Annotated in this window: 9 protein-coding genes; 2 read left to right on the forward strand and 7 right to left on the reverse strand. The window is 72.5% G+C overall.

Going from position 1 to position 16,378, the window contains the following annotated elements:
* Positions 1–2: 2 nt before the first annotated feature.
* The 4 genes from AC08OU_RS03525 to AC08OU_RS03540 all read right to left on the reverse strand — a co-directional run bounded on the left by AC08OU_RS03525 (position 3) and on the right by AC08OU_RS03540 (position 9,939).
* Complete coding sequence (locus AC08OU_RS03525) at positions 3–1,490, reverse strand: nitric oxide reductase activation protein NorD (RefSeq protein WP_476604331.1); 1,488 nt, start codon at positions 1,488–1,490, stop codon at positions 3–5.
* A gap of 168 nt (positions 1,491–1,658) precedes the next feature.
* Positions 1,659–2,264: a TetR family transcriptional regulator gene (locus AC08OU_RS03530; RefSeq protein WP_476604332.1), complete on the reverse strand. Its 606-nt coding sequence runs from the start codon at positions 2,262–2,264 to the stop codon at positions 1,659–1,661.
* Positions 2,265–2,402: 138 nt separating this feature from the next.
* On the reverse strand, positions 2,403–4,229 hold the full coding sequence (locus AC08OU_RS03535) for an ABC transporter ATP-binding protein (RefSeq protein WP_476604333.1): 1,827 nt from the start codon (positions 4,227–4,229) through the stop codon (positions 2,403–2,405).
* Positions 4,230–4,668: 439 nt separating this feature from the next.
* Positions 4,669–9,939: a diguanylate cyclase gene (locus tag AC08OU_RS03540; protein ID WP_476604334.1), complete on the reverse strand. Its 5,271-nt coding sequence runs from the start codon at positions 9,937–9,939 to the stop codon at positions 4,669–4,671.
* A 325-nt stretch (positions 9,940–10,264) separates the two neighbouring features.
* On the opposite strand from AC08OU_RS03540, the gene AC08OU_RS03545 reads away from it, so the two are divergent.
* Together AC08OU_RS03545 and AC08OU_RS03550 are read left to right on the forward strand one after the other, a co-directional pair.
* A complete protein-coding gene (locus tag AC08OU_RS03545; RefSeq protein WP_476604335.1) occupies positions 10,265–11,665 on the forward strand; it encodes an MBL fold metallo-hydrolase in 1,401 nt (466 codons plus the stop codon).
* Positions 11,666–11,771: 106 nt separating this feature from the next.
* Positions 11,772–12,659 (forward strand): sulfite exporter TauE/SafE family protein, encoded by an 888-nt coding sequence (locus AC08OU_RS03550; protein ID WP_476604336.1) that lies wholly within the window; start codon positions 11,772–11,774, stop codon positions 12,657–12,659.
* Positions 12,660–12,697: 38 nt separating this feature from the next.
* Here AC08OU_RS03550 and AC08OU_RS03555 read toward each other — a convergent pair whose 3' ends face one another.
* From AC08OU_RS03555 to AC08OU_RS03565, 3 genes are read right to left on the reverse strand one after another with little or no spacing between them, the layout of a single operon-like run.
* Entirely contained in the window at positions 12,698–14,239 is a 1,542-nt protein-coding gene (locus tag AC08OU_RS03555; RefSeq protein ID WP_476604337.1) for a hydrogenase large subunit, read from the reverse strand.
* Positions 14,236–15,711: a proton-conducting transporter transmembrane domain-containing protein gene (locus AC08OU_RS03560; RefSeq protein WP_476604338.1), complete on the reverse strand. Its 1,476-nt coding sequence runs from the start codon at positions 15,709–15,711 to the stop codon at positions 14,236–14,238. The genes AC08OU_RS03555 and AC08OU_RS03560 overlap by 4 nt, the downstream gene beginning before the upstream one ends.
* Positions 15,711–16,373, reverse strand: a complete 663-nt coding sequence (locus tag AC08OU_RS03565; RefSeq protein ID WP_476604339.1) for a hypothetical protein — start codon at positions 16,371–16,373, stop codon at positions 15,711–15,713. Before AC08OU_RS03565 ends, AC08OU_RS03560 begins: the two co-directional genes overlap by 1 nt.
* Positions 16,374–16,378: the final 5 nt, after the last annotated feature.

The following is a 16,378-nucleotide window of genomic DNA, read 5'->3' on the forward strand; positions in this document are numbered from 1 at the left end:
TTTCACGCGGCGACGAGTTGGTGGTGGACGGCGGACAGCGCCCGCGGCAGGTCCTCCAGGCGCCGGATGCGTTGCGAGCGAAGGGGTCCGAAGACCTCGGGCAGCGGGTCGACCCGGACCGGGCCGATGCCGATGTAGTGGACGGTCACGCCGGCGTCGTCCGCCTCGTCCAGCGCGTGGGCGACGTCCGCCCAGGCATAGCGACCCTCGTAGCCCTCGTCGGAGATGAGGCCGTCGCCGATGATGATCATCAGCCGCCGCTGCGAGGGCTGCCGTCGCAATCGGTTGGTGAGGTGGCGGATGGGCGCACCGAGCCGCGTGTACCCGCCGACCGTGAGGCCCAGATCGCCGGGAACGACCATCCTGCGGTCGGTGAAGTCCTTGAGACAGAGCACGTCGACCCGGTGACGGGTGTTGCCGCTGAACACGAACAGGCCGTGCCGCTCGCGGCTCGCCGTCATCGCCCGGCTCAACGCGTCGGCGCAGGCCAGCTCGAGCCGGAACACCCGGCCCTGGTGGACGCCCAGCGACGAGCTGCCGTCCAGCAGGACCGCGGTGGTGACGTCGCGGGCGCCCGGCAGCAGGTCCCGGAAGACCCTGGGGTCGGACCTGCCGGCGTCCGTGAACCAGTCGACGTACCGGTCCACGTCGAGTCCGGCGCCGTCCTCCAGGCCCCCGCGCATCATCCGGTGCGTGTGCTGCTGGAACCACCGCTGAAGGCCCAGGTCGTTCCCGGGGACGCCGGTCGAGGTCCGGGAATGCCTGCGTTCCAGGACGGCCACGTGGTCGGTGAGGAACCGTTCGGTCCAGAAGTTCCACTCCGGGTACGGGATCCCGGCCCGGACATCGGTCCGCGGCTCGATCCACTCGTCCTCCGGACGGCTCGGCGGCGGCAGGTTCGGGTCCCGCATGCCGCCGTCGCCGCCGCCCGGCACGGTGTGTCTTCCCTTCGACAGCCGGCGTTTGTCCGACCACGGCAGGCGGCCGTACATCCGCATCGCGCCGGCGGCGATGTCCCTGCTCGCCGGCGCCACCCGGAGCTCACCGAGGATCGGGTGCGGGCGCACGTCCTTGGTCCGAGCGAGGGCGACGGCGCGGGCTACCAGGTCGTCGTCGTCGGGGGCGGCGTCGAAACGGCCGAGCAGGCGCTGGAACTCGGGCGCCAATCCGGGCCAGCGCCGGACGGCCCAGCCGAGTGCGGCCGCCCCCTCCACGACGACCAGGGCGCGCAGTTGTCGCGCCGAGAGCGCGCAGATGTCACCCAACCGGTCCTTGGACGGCGCGCACTGCAGCGCGATGCCACAGGTGAGGGTGCGCATCGTCCAGTCCGGCGCCAGGGACGGGAAGGGGACGTTGACCACCGTCCGAACGCCGTTGAGCCCGAACGAGCGCCGCTCGCCGGAGGCGAGGCGCACGCTCTCGCGCCGCCCGCCGGACAGCGAGCACGCCAGCACGGCGCAGGCCCGCTCGACGGCGAGGGCATCGGCCACGTCAGAACGTCCCGATGGACTTCATCAGCCAGTACCAGAACGCGGTCATCAGGCCGACCGCGCCGAAGGCGACGGCGAGCCGGAGGAGATCGAGCAGCATGGACTTCCCCTTGCGCAGGCGTGCGGCATCGGCCCGGCAATCGCCAGGCGGCCGGGATTCTCGGAGGACTAGCGGGCTTCGATCCCGCGCAGCATGGTGGCCAGGAACGTGTCGAGCACGCCGTCCGGCAGCGACTCCGAGCCGCGGTCGTTGACGAGCAGGGCGTAGATCCCCAGCAACAGGGAGATGGCGGCCGACGTCGGGTCGACTCCGGCGACGACCTGGCCCTCCTGCCGGGCCTTCTCCATCCAGTCGACGACGAGAACGATGACCGGGTGACGGGTCCAGTCGTCGCCCTCCGGGCGGGTGGCGGAGAAGTGCACCGCCACGACGTCGCGGAACAGCATGCTGCCGAGGCGTTGCTCGACCTCGGCGGTCAGCCGTACCACCTCGGCCAGCCCGTCGGCGAGGTTCTTCGCCTTCGGCAGGGCCTCGGCGAGCTCCGCGGCGACCTGCTCCTCCTCGCGCTTCACGAGTTCGAGAAGGACGTGCTCCTTGGTGGGGAAGTGGAAGTAGAACGTCCCCCGGACGACGTCCGCCGCGGCGATGATCCGCCCGACGTCCGCCTGCGCCATGCCGACCCGCTGGTACTCCGCCACGGCCGCGTCGAAGACGCGCTGGCGCGTCTGCAGACGCTGCGCCTCACGCTTGGTGACCCGGGCCGGCTCCGACATGGTCCCAACTTGTATAGGACGGTTCGTTGAACAAAGTCAATGACTTCTTTCAACGAAATGCGCGGCGCGCCACCCGCCGCCGGTGGCCGGTGGCCGCGTTGTAGCGCACGCCGCGGCGGGCAGCGGCGTTCAACGCCGTCACGTTCTCGACGCCGGATCCCGCAGCGCGGCATCGAGGTCGACGACGCCGTCGGCCAGGGTGACGGTGGTCACGCCCGCCGCAAGGTCCACACCGGCTCCGGCCTGCGCGTGGACGGCCTGCACCCCACCGTCCGCCAGGATCAGCACGCGGTCTGCGAATCGGGCCAGTTCCCAGTCGTGACTGATGACGATGACGGTCCGCCGGCCGGCCTGCTCGCGAACGGTCCGCATCAGCGCCACCGCGTTGTCTCGGTCGAGACCGGTCGTCGGCTCGTCCAGCACCAGCACCGGGCTGTCACGTAGCAGGGCCCTGGCCAGCGCGATCCGCTGCCTCTGCCCGCCGGAAAGGCTCCTCCCCCGCTGACCGACCCGACTGCGCCAGCCGTCGGGCAGCCGGCCGATGAACGTCTCCGCGGCCGCGGCCCGGGCTGCGGCGCGGGCGGCCTCGGGGGAGGCGTCCGGGACGCCGTACATCACGTTGGCCTCGACCGAGCCGTCGACCATCAGGGGCTCCTGCGGTAGCAGTGTCACCGCCCGCCGGAGCGCTCCCAGGCTGTACTCGCGCAGGTCCGTCCCGTCGAGGAGGATGCGCCCTGCGGCGGGGTCGCGGAACCGCACGAGCAGGGAGGCGAAGGTGGACTTTCCCGCGCCGCTGGGACCGGTGATGAACAGCAACTCGCCGGCGGCGACGCCGAAGCTGACGTCTCGTAGCACCAGCCGGTCGCCATGTCCGGCGCTCAGGTTCTCGACGCGGAGCTCGCCGTGGCGGGTCAACAGCCGCCCGCCCGGAGGGTCGCTCACTTCCACCTTCAGGTCGAACAGCTGGACGAGGCGAAGCGCGGCGCTGCCCGCTGCCGACGCCGACATCCCCATCTGGCCGAGCGCGGTGAGAGGGGGGAACAGGAAGCCGAGGTAGGTGACGAAGGCGAGCATGCCGCCGACCGTGAGCCGGCCCGTGGCGACGTCGTACACGCCAACCCCCATCACAGTGAGCAACGCCGCCGTCTGCATGAGCTGCATCGCCGGCATATACACCGCATGGAGCACCTGCTGGAGCACTCGTGCCCGCACGAGCCCCCCGCCCGCCCCCGCCAGGCGCCTGCCCTCGACCCGCTGGGCGTTGTAGGCCTGTACCAGGGACAGGTTCGCCAGGCTCTCCTCGAGCGTCGCGACCAGGCGACCGTGCGCCGTCCGCTCGGCGAGCGACACCTTCTTCGCCCTGCTCGCCAGGCCGCGGTTGACCATCCAGATCAGGGGCGCGCTGGCGGCCACGACGAGCGCGAGATCCCATCGCAACCGGACGGCGGCGACGACGAACACCACGACGGTCATGGTCTGGGCGATCCCGTCGACCACGCCTCTGACGACCAGTTTCTCGACGTCGTCGACGTCGACCGTCAGCCGCGACAGCAGGTCTCCCAGCTCACGGTCGTTCAGGGCGTGGGGCGGGACGTTCAGCAGATGCGCGTGCACGAGGGACCGCAACCGAAGGCTGAAGATCTCGGCCGGTGCGGACGTCAGGATCGACGCGGCGAACGTGACCGCGGCCGCCATGAACGCGACGCCGGCCCAGGCCAGCGCCGGCGTCCAGTAGGCACCGAGATTCCCGCTGCTCAGGGCCTCGTCCACGACGTTCGACAACATCTCAATCATCAGGACGTCGGCGACCGCCGCGACCCCGTGACTCACGACGGCCGCCCCCATCGCCCACCGCATGCCCTTCGTCAGCGGCCAGAACCTGCCCAGCGCCGCCTGCCAGCGCAAGCCATGCCGCTCGGGCCCCTCCCCCGGCTCACTCGCCGTCGCCACCTCACTCGTGGTCACTACCTGGCCCAGATCATCCGGCACCCGACCCACCGCGGCCCCTTTGCTCGTGCCCCGTCGATCCGCCCGATCGCTCCGAAGGGGCCGGCGAGCACGGGTTGCTCGCCGACCCCTTCGCTCACGTCAAGCCGCCGGGATCAGCGTGCCGGTGGAAACGGCGGCCTCGGAGGGGGCGGCGGAAAGGGCGGAGCGGGTGGCTTCGGGAACGGCGGCAGCGGGGGGATCCCCGGCATAGCTACCTCCATCAGTCGGATCGGCACGCTGGCCGATGATTTGGGCGTTCCGCCGGTGTCGTCCGGCGTCGCAACGATGCTCGAAATTCCTGATTACAACCCGAATGCGGCCTTTGCGAGCGCTGTGTCTCGCGTGGCGGTCGGTCCGTGGGGACGCCGGGTCGACCCGGGAACCCAGGTCTCGCCCGTCCGCGTTCCTACTCGTCCTACTCGTCGGTGCAGACTCGGTTGCGGCCTTGTCGCTTGGCGCGGTACAAGCCGCGGTCGGCGCGGGCCAGCAATGTGGTGAGGTCGTCGCCCTCACGCAGGACGGCCACGCCGACGCTGACCGTGACGTCGAGATCGCCGCTGCGGGTGGGCACGGGATCGTCCGAGATGGCCCGGCGCAGTCGCTCGGCGGTCGTCGAGGTCAGGCCGGAGCCGGAGCCGGAGCCGGTCAGGACGACGGCGAACTCCTCGCCGCCGTATCGGCCGAGCACGTCGTTCTCCCGGACGGTGGCCGCGAGCCGGGTGCCCACCGCACGGATGACGTCGTCGCCGGTCGGGTGGCCGTATCCGTCGTTGATCTGCTTGAAGTGGTCGATGTCGAGCATCAGCGCCGCGAGTGGGCGCCCGCCCCGGTGGGCCCGGCTCAGCTCGCGGGCGGCGAGGTCGAAGAGCCGCCTGCGGTTCGCCAGGCCGGTCAGCTCGTCGACCTCGGCCAGGCGCTGCACCTCGGCGAGCAGGCTGGCGTTGTCGTACGCCGTCATGGCCTGCGCGACCAGGGCGCCGGCCAGTTCGACGGTGGCGTCTTCGGCGGCGTGCGTGCCGACCAGGGCAAGGTGCCCGAGGACGCCGTCCCGGGTCTCGAGCGGAAGCGCCATCCACGCGGTGTCCGGTTCGCGTTCGACGGCGAACGCGGCAGCCGCGTCCTGCGACAGCAGGTGGACGTCGACGCCGGGCAGCAGCCGGGTCGCGGCGTCGACGAGTTGGGCGAGCACCTGCTCGGGGTCGTGCAGGCGGGACATCCCGGTGAAGGCCTCGCGCAGCCCTTCGGCGACCTCGCGCTGCTGCCGGGCGGCGGCGACCGAGACCTCCAGTTGCGCGGCGCGCGCCGTCTCCAGCGCGGTGGCGATGTGGTTGGTCAGTGCGGTGAGGATGCCGACGTCGTCCGGGGTGAAGATGCCCTTGGCGACCTGGCTGTCCAGGTAGACGACGCCGAGCAGCCGCGACTCCAGCTGCAGGGGGGCGACCATGATGCTGCGCAATCCGTGCAGCACCACTGACTCCGCGCCGAGCGCCTCACCCTCCTCGGTGCCGGTGACGACGAGAGGTTCGCGCGTGGCACGTACGCGTTCCACCAGAGTGGAGCTGTGACCCGTCAACCGGCCGACGTCCTCACCCGTGGCACTGCGCCCCAGGCGCGGCACCAGCTTCTGGTCGTCACCCTCGCCCTCGATGAGGAACAGGAAGGCGCGTTCGGCCGACAGGATCCGGATCGTCTCGTCCAGTGCGATCCGGGCGAGCACCTCCGGATCGAGTATCCGGGTCGCCGCGTTGCTGACCTGTTCCAGCGCCTGCAACCGCTGCCGTTGCACGCCCGCCACCGTCAGCCCGGCGTGCGAGAGGGAGGAGAGGCCGGTGTTCGTGGCCGCGAATGCGGCAAGGCCGAACTCCGATTCGAGCCAGCGCGCGCGGTGCGCCCACCCCTCCCGATTCGCCCGGACCCGGGCGAAGAGCGCGGACTGCTCGGCCTCTTCGGCGCAGCCCAGGGACCGCAGGGCACAGGCCCGGATCCTGGCGACCTCGAACGTCAGGACGGGAACCTCCGGCTGCCGAGGAGGAATCGTGGCGAGCATGTCCAGGGCCTTGGCGGGTTGCCCCTGGAGGGTCAGCAGGTCGGCCCGTGCGGCGCGCTCGAAGGCGCGCAGCATTGGCGTGTGCGCCGCCTTGCGGAGTTGGTCCACCGCCGTCGCCGCGGCCCGCAGACGAGCCGGTGACACCGCGTCCTGGCTGCCGCTCCGGCTGGTGCGGGCAGGTGTGGCGGCCGGCTCCGGGCGGGTATCGCGCAGGAACCGGCACTGGGCGAGCCGGGCGAAGGCCCGGTAGACGTAGAACGGCTGCTGTCCCCGGTTCGCGAATCGTGGGGGGATGTCGAGATCCTCGAACGCGGCCAGGGCGTCGTCCAGCGGCTTTCCCAGCTCGGCCTGCTCGAGGAGGCTGTAGATCTCCGCGAGCAGGAGGTTCGACAGCATCCCGCGACCGTTCACTCCGGCGAGGCCCTCCTGAGCCCGGCGCAGCAGGTTCCCGGCCTCGGCGCGGCGGCCGGTCATCGCAGTGACCACGACAGAGGCGATGAGCAGCGGCGTGGTCTGCAGCCCGCTGCCGGCGAGCCGGTCCAGCCCGCGCTCGTAGCGGGCGGCAGCGTCGCCGGTCCGGCCGCGTACGGTGCTGTCCCAGCTCAGCGCGGCGGTGGCGTCGACACACATTTCCGTGCTGAGCCAACGGGAGTGCTCGTCAACCGACCGCAGCCAGCGCTCGCCGTCGTCCCGGCCGCCGAGGTAGTCGCGGAGCCCTCCGTACCAGTCGACGGTCGCGACCAGGGTCGGGTCCGCGAGACGGTGGGCGGTGGCCATGGCGCCGCGAAGCAGGCGTCCGGACAGCCGGTGCAGGCCCACCATGCCCGTCAGGAAGCCGAGACCGGCCATGCCGCGCACGTACTCGGGGCACGGGCCCAGGCGGGACAGCGGATAGAGCGAGCGCAGGCGGTGCAGGATTGTCTCGCCCGTGCGCGAGTCGAGAGTCCCTGCCCGTGCCCCGCTCATGTGGAGCGCGGCGATCAGGCGCAGCCGCTCGCGCTGCTCGCCCCGGGCGGTGCCGAAGCCGATGCCGGTGAGGCCGATGAACACGCCGACCAGAGCCAGCGCGAGCGTCGACAGCACCAGACGGACCCGGCCACGCGGCATCACGTACCGCAGTTCGGCCAGCGCGCGGTGCACCGCGACTCGGACGCCGGCGCAGTCCCAGCTGGCGCGGTGGACGTCGGCGATCCGGGTGAGGATGGCCGCCCTGGCCGTCGGGTCGCTCTCGAGTTGGAGCGCCCGCTCGAGATGGCGTTCGGCGTCGGCGAACCGCCCGGCACGTTCCAGCGCCGTTCCGAGCAGCAGCAGGAACGCCGCGTCCGGCCCGCGCCCGTCGACGACGAGCTCGGCGGCCGGCTCCAGGAAGTTCACGGCCTGCTCGGCGGCGTGGCTCTCCAGCGCGAGACGACCGGCGGCCCGGCAGGCGGCCAGCCGCGGGGCCGGATCGGCTTCCGCCCGGCCGTGCAGGTAGTGGTGCGCGACGGCGTACACGTGCTCGGGTTCGGTGGACCCCCTGGCATCCAGCACTTCGGCGATGTCCTGATGCAGCCCGGCAGCGGCCGCCGCGTCCAGCTGGTTCAGCAACGCCTCGCGGATCCGGTCGTGCACGAAGGCGTACTCGCCCGGCTCCTCGTCCTCGATCAGCAGGCGGGTCGTGGCCTCCACGAGCGCGGCCTGCACGCGCTGGTGCCCCAGGCCGCAGGCGACGGCCACCACGTCCGCGCGGAAGTGGGTACCCAGGGCCGCCGCCACGACGAGCACCCGCTCGGCGTCCTCGCCGATGTCCTCGATCCGGCTCAGGACCAGACCGAGCGCGTCCTGTGGCAGGTCGAGCGCCTCCAAACCCGCGAGATCCAGCCGCCAGGTGCCCCACGAAGGGTGCAGCAGACCGGCGTCCACGACGGCACGCAGGTACTCGCCGATGACGAACGGATTGCCGTTGCCACGGACGGCCAGCAGGGCGCCCAGCTCGACGCCGGCCTCCACACCGGGCAGCCGGGCCGAGATCAGCGCGGCGACGTCGCGCTCCGTCAACGCCTTCAGGGTCAGATCGCTCGCCAGGCTGTCGCCCACGGCCCCGGCGAACGCGTCGGTCGCGGCAAGGCTGTCCTCGTCGTCACGTGCAGTGGCGAGCACGAGCACCGGAACCCGGGCCAGATCGACGCACAGCCGGTGCACAACCCGCTGGGTGGCGGCGTCGAGCCACTGCACGTCGTCCAGGTACAGCAGCAGTCCGGCCGAGCGCCGGGCCAGCTCGAGCATCAGGCCGGCCACGGCCTCGGTGAACTGGTCCTGCCAGTCGGCCTCGGCGAGCCGCTCCGTGCCGAGCAGCCGGGCCAGCCGCGGGGACAGCGTCGCCACGAGGGGGGCAGCTGTGCCGGCGGCCTCGCGCAGCCGGGTCACCTCCTCCTCGCGGGCCAGTTCGGGGAGTTCGGCGACGGCGCGCAGATGGCTCTCCATCGCCGCTCGTAGCGGGGCCAGGGGAACGGGGTCGTCGGGATCGCACTTGCCCTGCAGGACGAGCGCACCCTGGCGACGCGCCTCGCGGACCACCTCACGGGACAGGCGGCTCTTGCCCACGCCCGGTGCACCGCGCACCAGTGCGATGCTGCCGCGCCCGGCCGCGGCCTGGGCCCAGCTCTCGCGCAGCTCGGCCAGCTCCGCCGCACGACCGCTCATTGGCGAGTCGGGGTGCGCCTCGCCGGGCGCGGACGGACCGTCGGCAGCCACCGCGCCGGGGATGAAGACGGCGGCCGGGTCCGCCAGCAACCGGGAAAGATCGTGGATGAGCTGCTCGCCGGTCTGGTACCGGTCGTCCGGGTCCTTGGCCAGGAGCTTGAGGACGATCGCCGACAGCGTGCCGGGAATCCCGGCCACGATCGTGCCGGGATCCGGGGGCGGGACGGTCGCATGCATGCGAAGCAGCTCGCCGACGTCCGTCGCGACGAAGGGCAGCCGCCCGGTGACGCACTCGAACAGAGTCACGCCGAGGGAGTACAGGTCCGAACGGCGATCCACCGGCCGCTTCAACACCCCGGACTGTTCCGGAGCGGAGTAGGCGAGGGTACCGACGACGGCCTCCCCGTCCGGCCCGGCACCGGCACCCGTACCGGCGCCGCGCCCCGCCAGCCCGAAGTCGATCAGCCGGGCCTCGCCGTCGTCGAGAACCATGATGTTGTGCGGCTTGAGGTCGCGGTGGACCAGCCCGACCCGATGCACCGCGGACAGCGTGTCCAGCACGTCGAGGCAGATGGCGAGCGCACGGTCCGGCGGCTGCGCGCCGCCGCTCAACAGCTCGGCCAAGGATCTTCCCTCGACCAGGTCGGTGACCAGGTACGGCCGCCCCTCGACGGCGCCGATCTCGTGGATCCGGGGAACGGCCGGGTGGTTCACGCTGGCCAGCAATGCCGCCTCGCGCCGGAACGCCACCAGGGACTGCGCCGCGCCCCGGCCGGTGGAGTCGAGCACCTTGAGGGCGTACTCGGCCCCGTCCCGGCGCGCGCGGTACACGACGCTGGTCGCGCCCCGCCCGAGCTCGGCCAGCACCTCGACCCCGGCCGGGGCCCCCACCCGCTGCGCAGGAACGGCGGATCGACTCGCCGTCCCTCCCTGCGGGGAGGCCCTCGACGAATCCATACCCAAACCATCGGCAGGCGGTTCGCCGAGATTGAGGACCCCCCGCACGACGCCCGGCGGCGTCACGGAGCCGCCGGCCATGCCTCTGTCGTACTCCACAGAGCCACACCGATGGGCCTTGGGTGATCTTGCCCGCACCTCGCGCGTACCCCTGGGGGAATGCGAGAGCGCAGGTCGTGGTTGTGACACATATACCCCCAGGGGTATAAGAATCCGCCAGGCTGGCGGCCGGAGCCCGCGGGCCACGGCTTTCGGCACGGCTCGTCTGCGTCACGTCCGCGCGACGAAGTCTTTCGCCACGACCCCTGATCCGAGAGGACCCCCGATGACGATCACCGTCCTGCCGCTGGACACCCCCGGTCTCGGCGACCGCGCCTACCTCGCCCACGACGGCGAGGTGGCCCTTGTGGTCGATCCGCAGCGTGACCACGACCGCGTCCTGGACCTGGCGAAGGCGGCCGGCGTGCGGATCACCCACGTCTTCGAGTCGCACATCCACAACGACTACGTGACCGGCGGCTACGCGCTGGCCCGCGAGGTCGGGGCGCGGTACGTGCTCAACGCCGACGACCCGGTCTCCTTCGACCGCGTCGGAGTGCGCGACGGCGACGTGGTCGCCGTCGGCGACCGGATGCGGGTACGGGCGCTGCACACGCCGGGGCACACGCACACGCACCTGTCCTTCGCACTGTCCGACGGCCGGTCCGGCGATGACGAGCCCGTCGCGGTATTCACCGGCGGCTCCCTGCTCTACGGCTCCACCGGCCGGCCGGACCTGCTCGGGCCCGATCACACGCAGACGCTCGCGCACGCCCAGTGGCGCTCCGCGCAACGGCTCGCCACGGAGCTGCCCGGGTCCACCGCCGTCTACCCGACCCATGGCTTCGGCAGCTTCTGCTCCGCCACCCAGTCCGACGGGACGGCGAGCACCATCGGGCGGGAGAAGGTCGCCAACCCTGCGCTCACCCAGGGTCTGGAGGGCTACGTCGAGGAGCTCCTGGCGGGACTGGACGCCTACCCCGCCTACTACGCCCACATGGCGCCCGCGAACGCGGCCGGGCCGGGCGAGATCGACCTGTCCCAGCCCGACCGGGCCGACCCCGTGGAGCTGCGCCGCCGGATCGAGGCCGGCGAGTGGGTGGTCGACCTGCGCACGCACACCGCCTTCGCCGCCGGACATCTCCGCGGGGCGCTGAGCTTCGGCCTCGACGGGCAGTTCGTCACCTACCTCGGCTGGCTCCTCCCGTGGGGCACCCCTGTGACCTTGCTCGGCGAGGAGCGCGAGGACGTCGCGGAGGCCCAGCGGGAGCTGGTCCGCATCGGCATCGACCGGCCCGCCGCGATGGCCACCGGCGAGCCCTCGGAGTGGGCAGGCGGCGAGCCGCTGCGGAGCTACCCCACGGCCACCTTCGCCGACCTCACCGCCGAGCTCGCGGCCGGCCGCCGACCGGTCGTGCTCGACGTCCGGCGGAACCAGGAGCGCGCCGAGCGGCACCTCCCCGGATCCCTGCACATCCCGATCCACGAAGTCCTCGGCCGCCTCGACGAGGTCCCCGACGACACCGAGGGTCCGGTCTGGGTCCACTGCGCCGCCGGCTACCGCGCCGGCGTCGTCGCCTCCCTGCTCGACGCCCACGGCTTCCCTGCCGTCGCCGTCGACGACTCCCTCGACAACGCCGAACCCGCCGGCCTCCCGCTCGTCACCGGCCGGGCGGTGTCCTCATGACCCGCAACCTCGACGCACCCACCCTCGCCTACCGTCCGTGCGACGCCACCAGCCCGCGGCCGACCGTCCCCACCGGCCCGGCGGCGGACCGGCCGAGCGGGAGGCGGTGAGCGTCGTGACCCTGGTCGTCACCCTTGCGCTGGCCGCCGTCGTCGGTCTCGCCCTCGGCCTGCTCGGTGGCGGCGGTTCGATCCTCATGGTGCCGCTGCTGGTCTACGTCGCGGGCATGGACGCGAAGGCTGCGATCGCCGCGTCACTGGTGGTCGTTGGCGCCACCGCGGCCGTCGGGGCCGCCGGGCACGCCCGGCGGGGTCGGGTCCGCTGGCGCACCGGGCTGCTGTTCGGCGTCGCCGGTATGGCCGGCGCCCTCGCCGGCGGCCTCGCCGGCAGTCACCTCCCGGGCCAGCTGCTTCTGGCCGCCTTCGCCCTGATGATGATCGCCACCGCCGTGGCCATGCTCCGGGGCCGGCGGGAGGTCGACCCCGCGGCCGTGCACCGCGAACTGCCGGTCAGGCGCGTGCTGGCGGACGGCGCCGCCGTCGGTGTCGCCACCGGGCTGGTCGGCGCCGGCGGGGGCTTCCTCGTCGTCCCGGCGCTGGCCCTGCTCGGGGGGCTCCCCATGGGCGTGGCGGTCGGCACCTCCCTGCTGGTGATCGCGATGAAGTCGGGCGCGGCGCTGACCGGGTACCTGGCCACCGTGTCGATCGAGTGGCCGGTCGTCGGTGCCGTCACCGTCGCCACCGTGGCCGGCAGCCTGGTCGGCGCCCGGCTTGTCGGCCGCATCCCGGCCGACACCCTGCGCCGGGCCTTCGGCTGGTTCGTCCTGGCGATGGGCGGCCTCGTCCTCGCCCAGCAGGCCCCCGACGGCATCCGCGTCCCGGCCCTGGTCGTCCTGGCCGTCGTCACGACGGTGCTGAGCACGTGCGCGACGGTGGTCCCGGCGTGCCCGCTGCGGCGCCGCCCCGGAACCCCGACGGCGACCGCTCACCTCTGACTCCGCGCCACTCCGCGCGCGCGGAGTGGCGCGGAGTGCTACAGGTCGTTGCCGGCGTAGGAGAGGTTGAAGCTCTTGTTGCTGAGCGGGAAGTCCGGGACGATCGTGTCGGCGAGCGCAACCGGCAGCGCCGGCCAGTTGAAGAAGCTCGGGTCGGCGATCTTCACGCGGGCCAGGGTGCCGTCCGCGGCCAACTCGATGCGATGCACGATCGTGCCGCGCCAGCCCTCGACGATGCCGACCCCGGAGCGACCCGACCCGGCGCCCGTCGTTGGTCTCGCAGCCAGCGTGCCCGGTTTCCCGTTCCGATTCCCGGACAGCGCCTCCACCAGCGCGATAGCGGTCTCGATGGAGTGCGCAGCCTCCTCGGCGCGGACGAGGAAGCGAGACAGCACGTCGCCTTCGGTGTGGCTGTGCTTGGGGCGGAGCGGATGCGGTGTGAGGAATGGGTGGTCGTAGCGCGCGTCGAGGGTCAGGCCGCTGCCGCGGGCGACGTAGCCAAGGGTGCCCAGGTCCGCGGCTTGGGCCTTGGTGAGCACGGCGGTGCCGGCGAACCGGTCGTGCACCACGGCGTTCCCCAGTGCCAGGGCGACGATCTCGGCGATGTCGGCGCCGATCCCGGCCAGCCGGCCCGGGTTCGGCAGGCTTGCGACGGCGGCGCCGCCGGGCCGGATGGCGCCGCGGAGCAGGCGGTGCCCGGTGGTCTCGTCGTTGAGGCGCAGGAGTTGTTCTCGGACGCGCTGGGCGTGGATGTTGAGGATCCCGTGGCCGACGTCGTTGCAGAGTGCCCCGACGTCCGTGACGTGGTTGTAGATCCGCTCCAGCTCGAGCAGGAGCGCCCGGATCCGGTGTGCCTGTTCGGGTACGGCCAGTCGCTGCGCGTCCTCGACCGCCTGGCAGAAGGCGAGGGTGTGCCCGACGCTGGTGTCGCCGGTGACGCGCTCGGCCAGTTCGACTGCGTCGGCCGGGCGACGTCCCTGGAACAGCTTCTCGACTCCGCGGTGGGCGAACCAGAGCCGGGCCTTGAGGTTCAGGATGGTCTCACCGACGACCGAGAACCGGAAGTGGCCCGGTCCGATCATGCCGGCGTGCACCGGTCCGACCGGTATCTCGTACACCCCGGGGCCCTCGACCGTTCGGAAGGGGTAGGGGCCGTCGACGTCGCCGAAGCCGGGTGGGTCGCCGGCGTCGGCCAGCATCGGGTACCAGCCCCGCGGCCAGTGGAAGTGCCGGACCAGCCGCCGGGGCAACGGGTGGCCGGTCGGCACGATGCCGTACAGGTCACGCATCTCACGTTCGAACCGCCCGGCGGGGAAGGAGAGGGCGGCCAGACTGGGCACCCTGGGCGCGTCCCGGGGAAGAGGAACGTGGAGCTCCACCCGCCGGTCCGGTGCGTCGGCGGTGAGCAGGTAGACGGCCCGAAGCCTGGGGCCGTCGTCATGGCCGCTGACGAGGGCGACCCGGTACCCGTCGTCCAGCAGGGGGCGCACGCGGGCGGTCAGGTCGTCCGGGGTGACGGCGAGGGCGGTGCGGTGCGTTCCGACTTCGTCGCCGTGGGCAGCGGCGTCCGGCGCGTTCACCGCGCCTCCACGAGGGTGTTCGCGGCCAGCCACAGCAGGGACGACAGGGGTCCGGAGGCGGTGCCCAGCGCGGCGCAGGCCAGCAGTCCGCCCACCAGCGCGACCGCCGTCGACACGGGCAGGCCGGGCGCCCCATCTGCCCCGTCCGTCCGGCCGGCCGGCCCGCCGAGCAGCATCCGGCTGCTGTGACCGACGAGCGCGGCGGCGATCACCAGCACCAGGATCAGGGCGGCAGCGGTCGCCCAGCCCAGCCCGGCGGCGAAGCCTGCGCGCGCGATGCCGAGTTCGCTCGCGAACAGGCTGAAGGGGGGTAGCCCGATCAGCGCGAGCACGCCGGCCCCGACGCAACCGGCCAGCATGGGGTGTCGCGCCGACAGGCCACGGACATCGTCGATGCGGCTGGTCCCGGTGACCTGCAGGATCCGCCCGGCTCCCAGGAACAGCACGGCCTTCGCCAGACCGTGGCCGAGGATGTGCAGCAGGACCGCTGCGAGGGCCAGCGGGCCGCCGACCGCGGCTCCGAGTGCCACCAGTCCCAGGTGTTCGATGCTGGAGTAGGCGAGCATGCGCTTGTAGTCCCGCTGCCCCAGGAGCAGCGTCGCGGCGAACACGAGGGACGCTAGCGACATCGCCACCAGCAGGGTCCGGGCGAACGCGGGCCCCAGCGCGGCGTCGGCGATCACCTTGACCCGCAGGATCGCGTAGAAGGCGACGGAGAGCAGCACCCCCGACATCAGCGCCGACACCGGCGCCGGCGCCTGGGAGTGCGCGTCGGCCAGCCAGGCGTGCAGGGGCACCAGGCCTGCCTTGGCGCCGAATCCGACGATCAGCAACGCCACCCCGATGCGGGTGACCGCGGGATCGAGGCCGGGTGCCGTCGCGGTCAGAGCCACCAGGTCCAGACCGGACGGGTCGGGGGCGCGGGAGGCTGCGAAGTTGAGGACGATCGTGCCGAGCAGCGCCAGGGCGATCCCGGTGGAGCAGATCACGACGTATTTCCACGCCGCCTCCACCGCCGCGCGACTGCGCCGCTGCCCGACCAGGAACGCGGTCACGATCGTGGTGGCCTCGATCGCCACCCAGACCAGGCCGAGGTTCGCGGCCAGCACCCCGAGTGCCATGGTGGCCAGGAAGAGCTGGACGAGGACGCTGTGCCGCGCGGCGGTCCGCGCCGTGGCCCGGCCCGCGGTGATCTCGGCCTTCAGGTAGGCCGGCGTCGCCAGGGTGGCCAGCACGGCGACCGAGGCGATCACGATGAGCATGAACGCCGAGAGGGCGTCTGCGCGCAGCAGCCCGCCGGCCGCCGTGAGCGGGCCGCTACCGGTTGCGGAGACGGCAACGGCGCCTGCGGCGACGAGAACGCCGCCCGCACTGAATGCGCTGACCCAGGCGGTGGACCGCCGCCAGCCGGCGACAGCGTACGTGGCCGCGCCGAGGACCGGCACCGCTACCGGGACGAGCAAGATGATCATCAGTCGCGCAGCTCCCGCAGCTCGTCCAGGTCGGTGTCGCCGAAGGTCTCGCGCATCCGCGCCGTCAGGACCTGCAGGACCAGAATCGCCAGCAGCACGTCCAGGGACACGCCGAGTTCGACGATCAACCCGATCCCCGACGTGGTGAGAAACCCGACCACGGTTATCCCGTTGTCCATCACCAGGAAACCGACCAGCTGGGACACCGCATGGCGCCGCGTGACCAGCAAGAAGAACCCGATCAGGAACATCGTCAGCCCCACCGGGATCGCCTGGGTCGCGGGGGACGGCGCCAGCTCCACGAGCGACTGGGAGACTGCGTACGCCAGCATCGTCAGCACTGCGGCGGCGAGCAGGGAGGCGGGGACGTTGACCAGTGGCCGGGTCTCCCGCTGCGCCTGGCCGGTACCGGCCAGCGCCCGCCGCAGCAGGTGGGGCAACACACCGCCACGCAGCACCAGGACGCCGACGGCCACCGCCCACAGCTCGGCGGAGCTCTCGTGCGCGCCCAGGACCCCCACGAGTGTGGCCAGGGCGAGACCCTGCGCCGCGAGTACCCCGACTATCACGGCCAGCTCGCGCAGCCACAGCACGAGGACGGCGGTCAGCAGCATCGCCCCGCAGGACAGGTCCAGCAGTTGCACGAACACCGTCTCGCTCATCTCGC

This window comes from Frankia sp. CcMO1, from assembly GCF_977945845.1.

Bases quoted from the DNA above. Each gene is read 5' to 3' on its own strand.
- AC08OU_RS03530 (WP_476604332.1), bottom strand. From the start codon at position 2,264: ATGTCGGAGCCGGCCCGGGTCACCAAGCGTGAGGCGCAGCGTCTGCAG.
- AC08OU_RS03540 (WP_476604334.1), bottom strand. From the start codon at position 9,939: ATGGATTCGTCGAGGGCCTCCCCGCAGGGAGGGACGGCGAGTCGATCC.
- AC08OU_RS03545 (WP_476604335.1), top strand. From the start codon at position 10,265: ATGACGATCACCGTCCTGCCGCTGGACACCCCCGGTCTCGGCGACCGC.
- AC08OU_RS03560 (WP_476604338.1), bottom strand. From the start codon at position 15,711: ATGATCATCTTGCTCGTCCCGGTAGCGGTGCCGGTCCTCGGCGCGGCC.
- AC08OU_RS03565 (WP_476604339.1), bottom strand. From the start codon at position 16,373: ATGAGCGAGACGGTGTTCGTGCAACTGCTGGACCTGTCCTGCGGGGCG.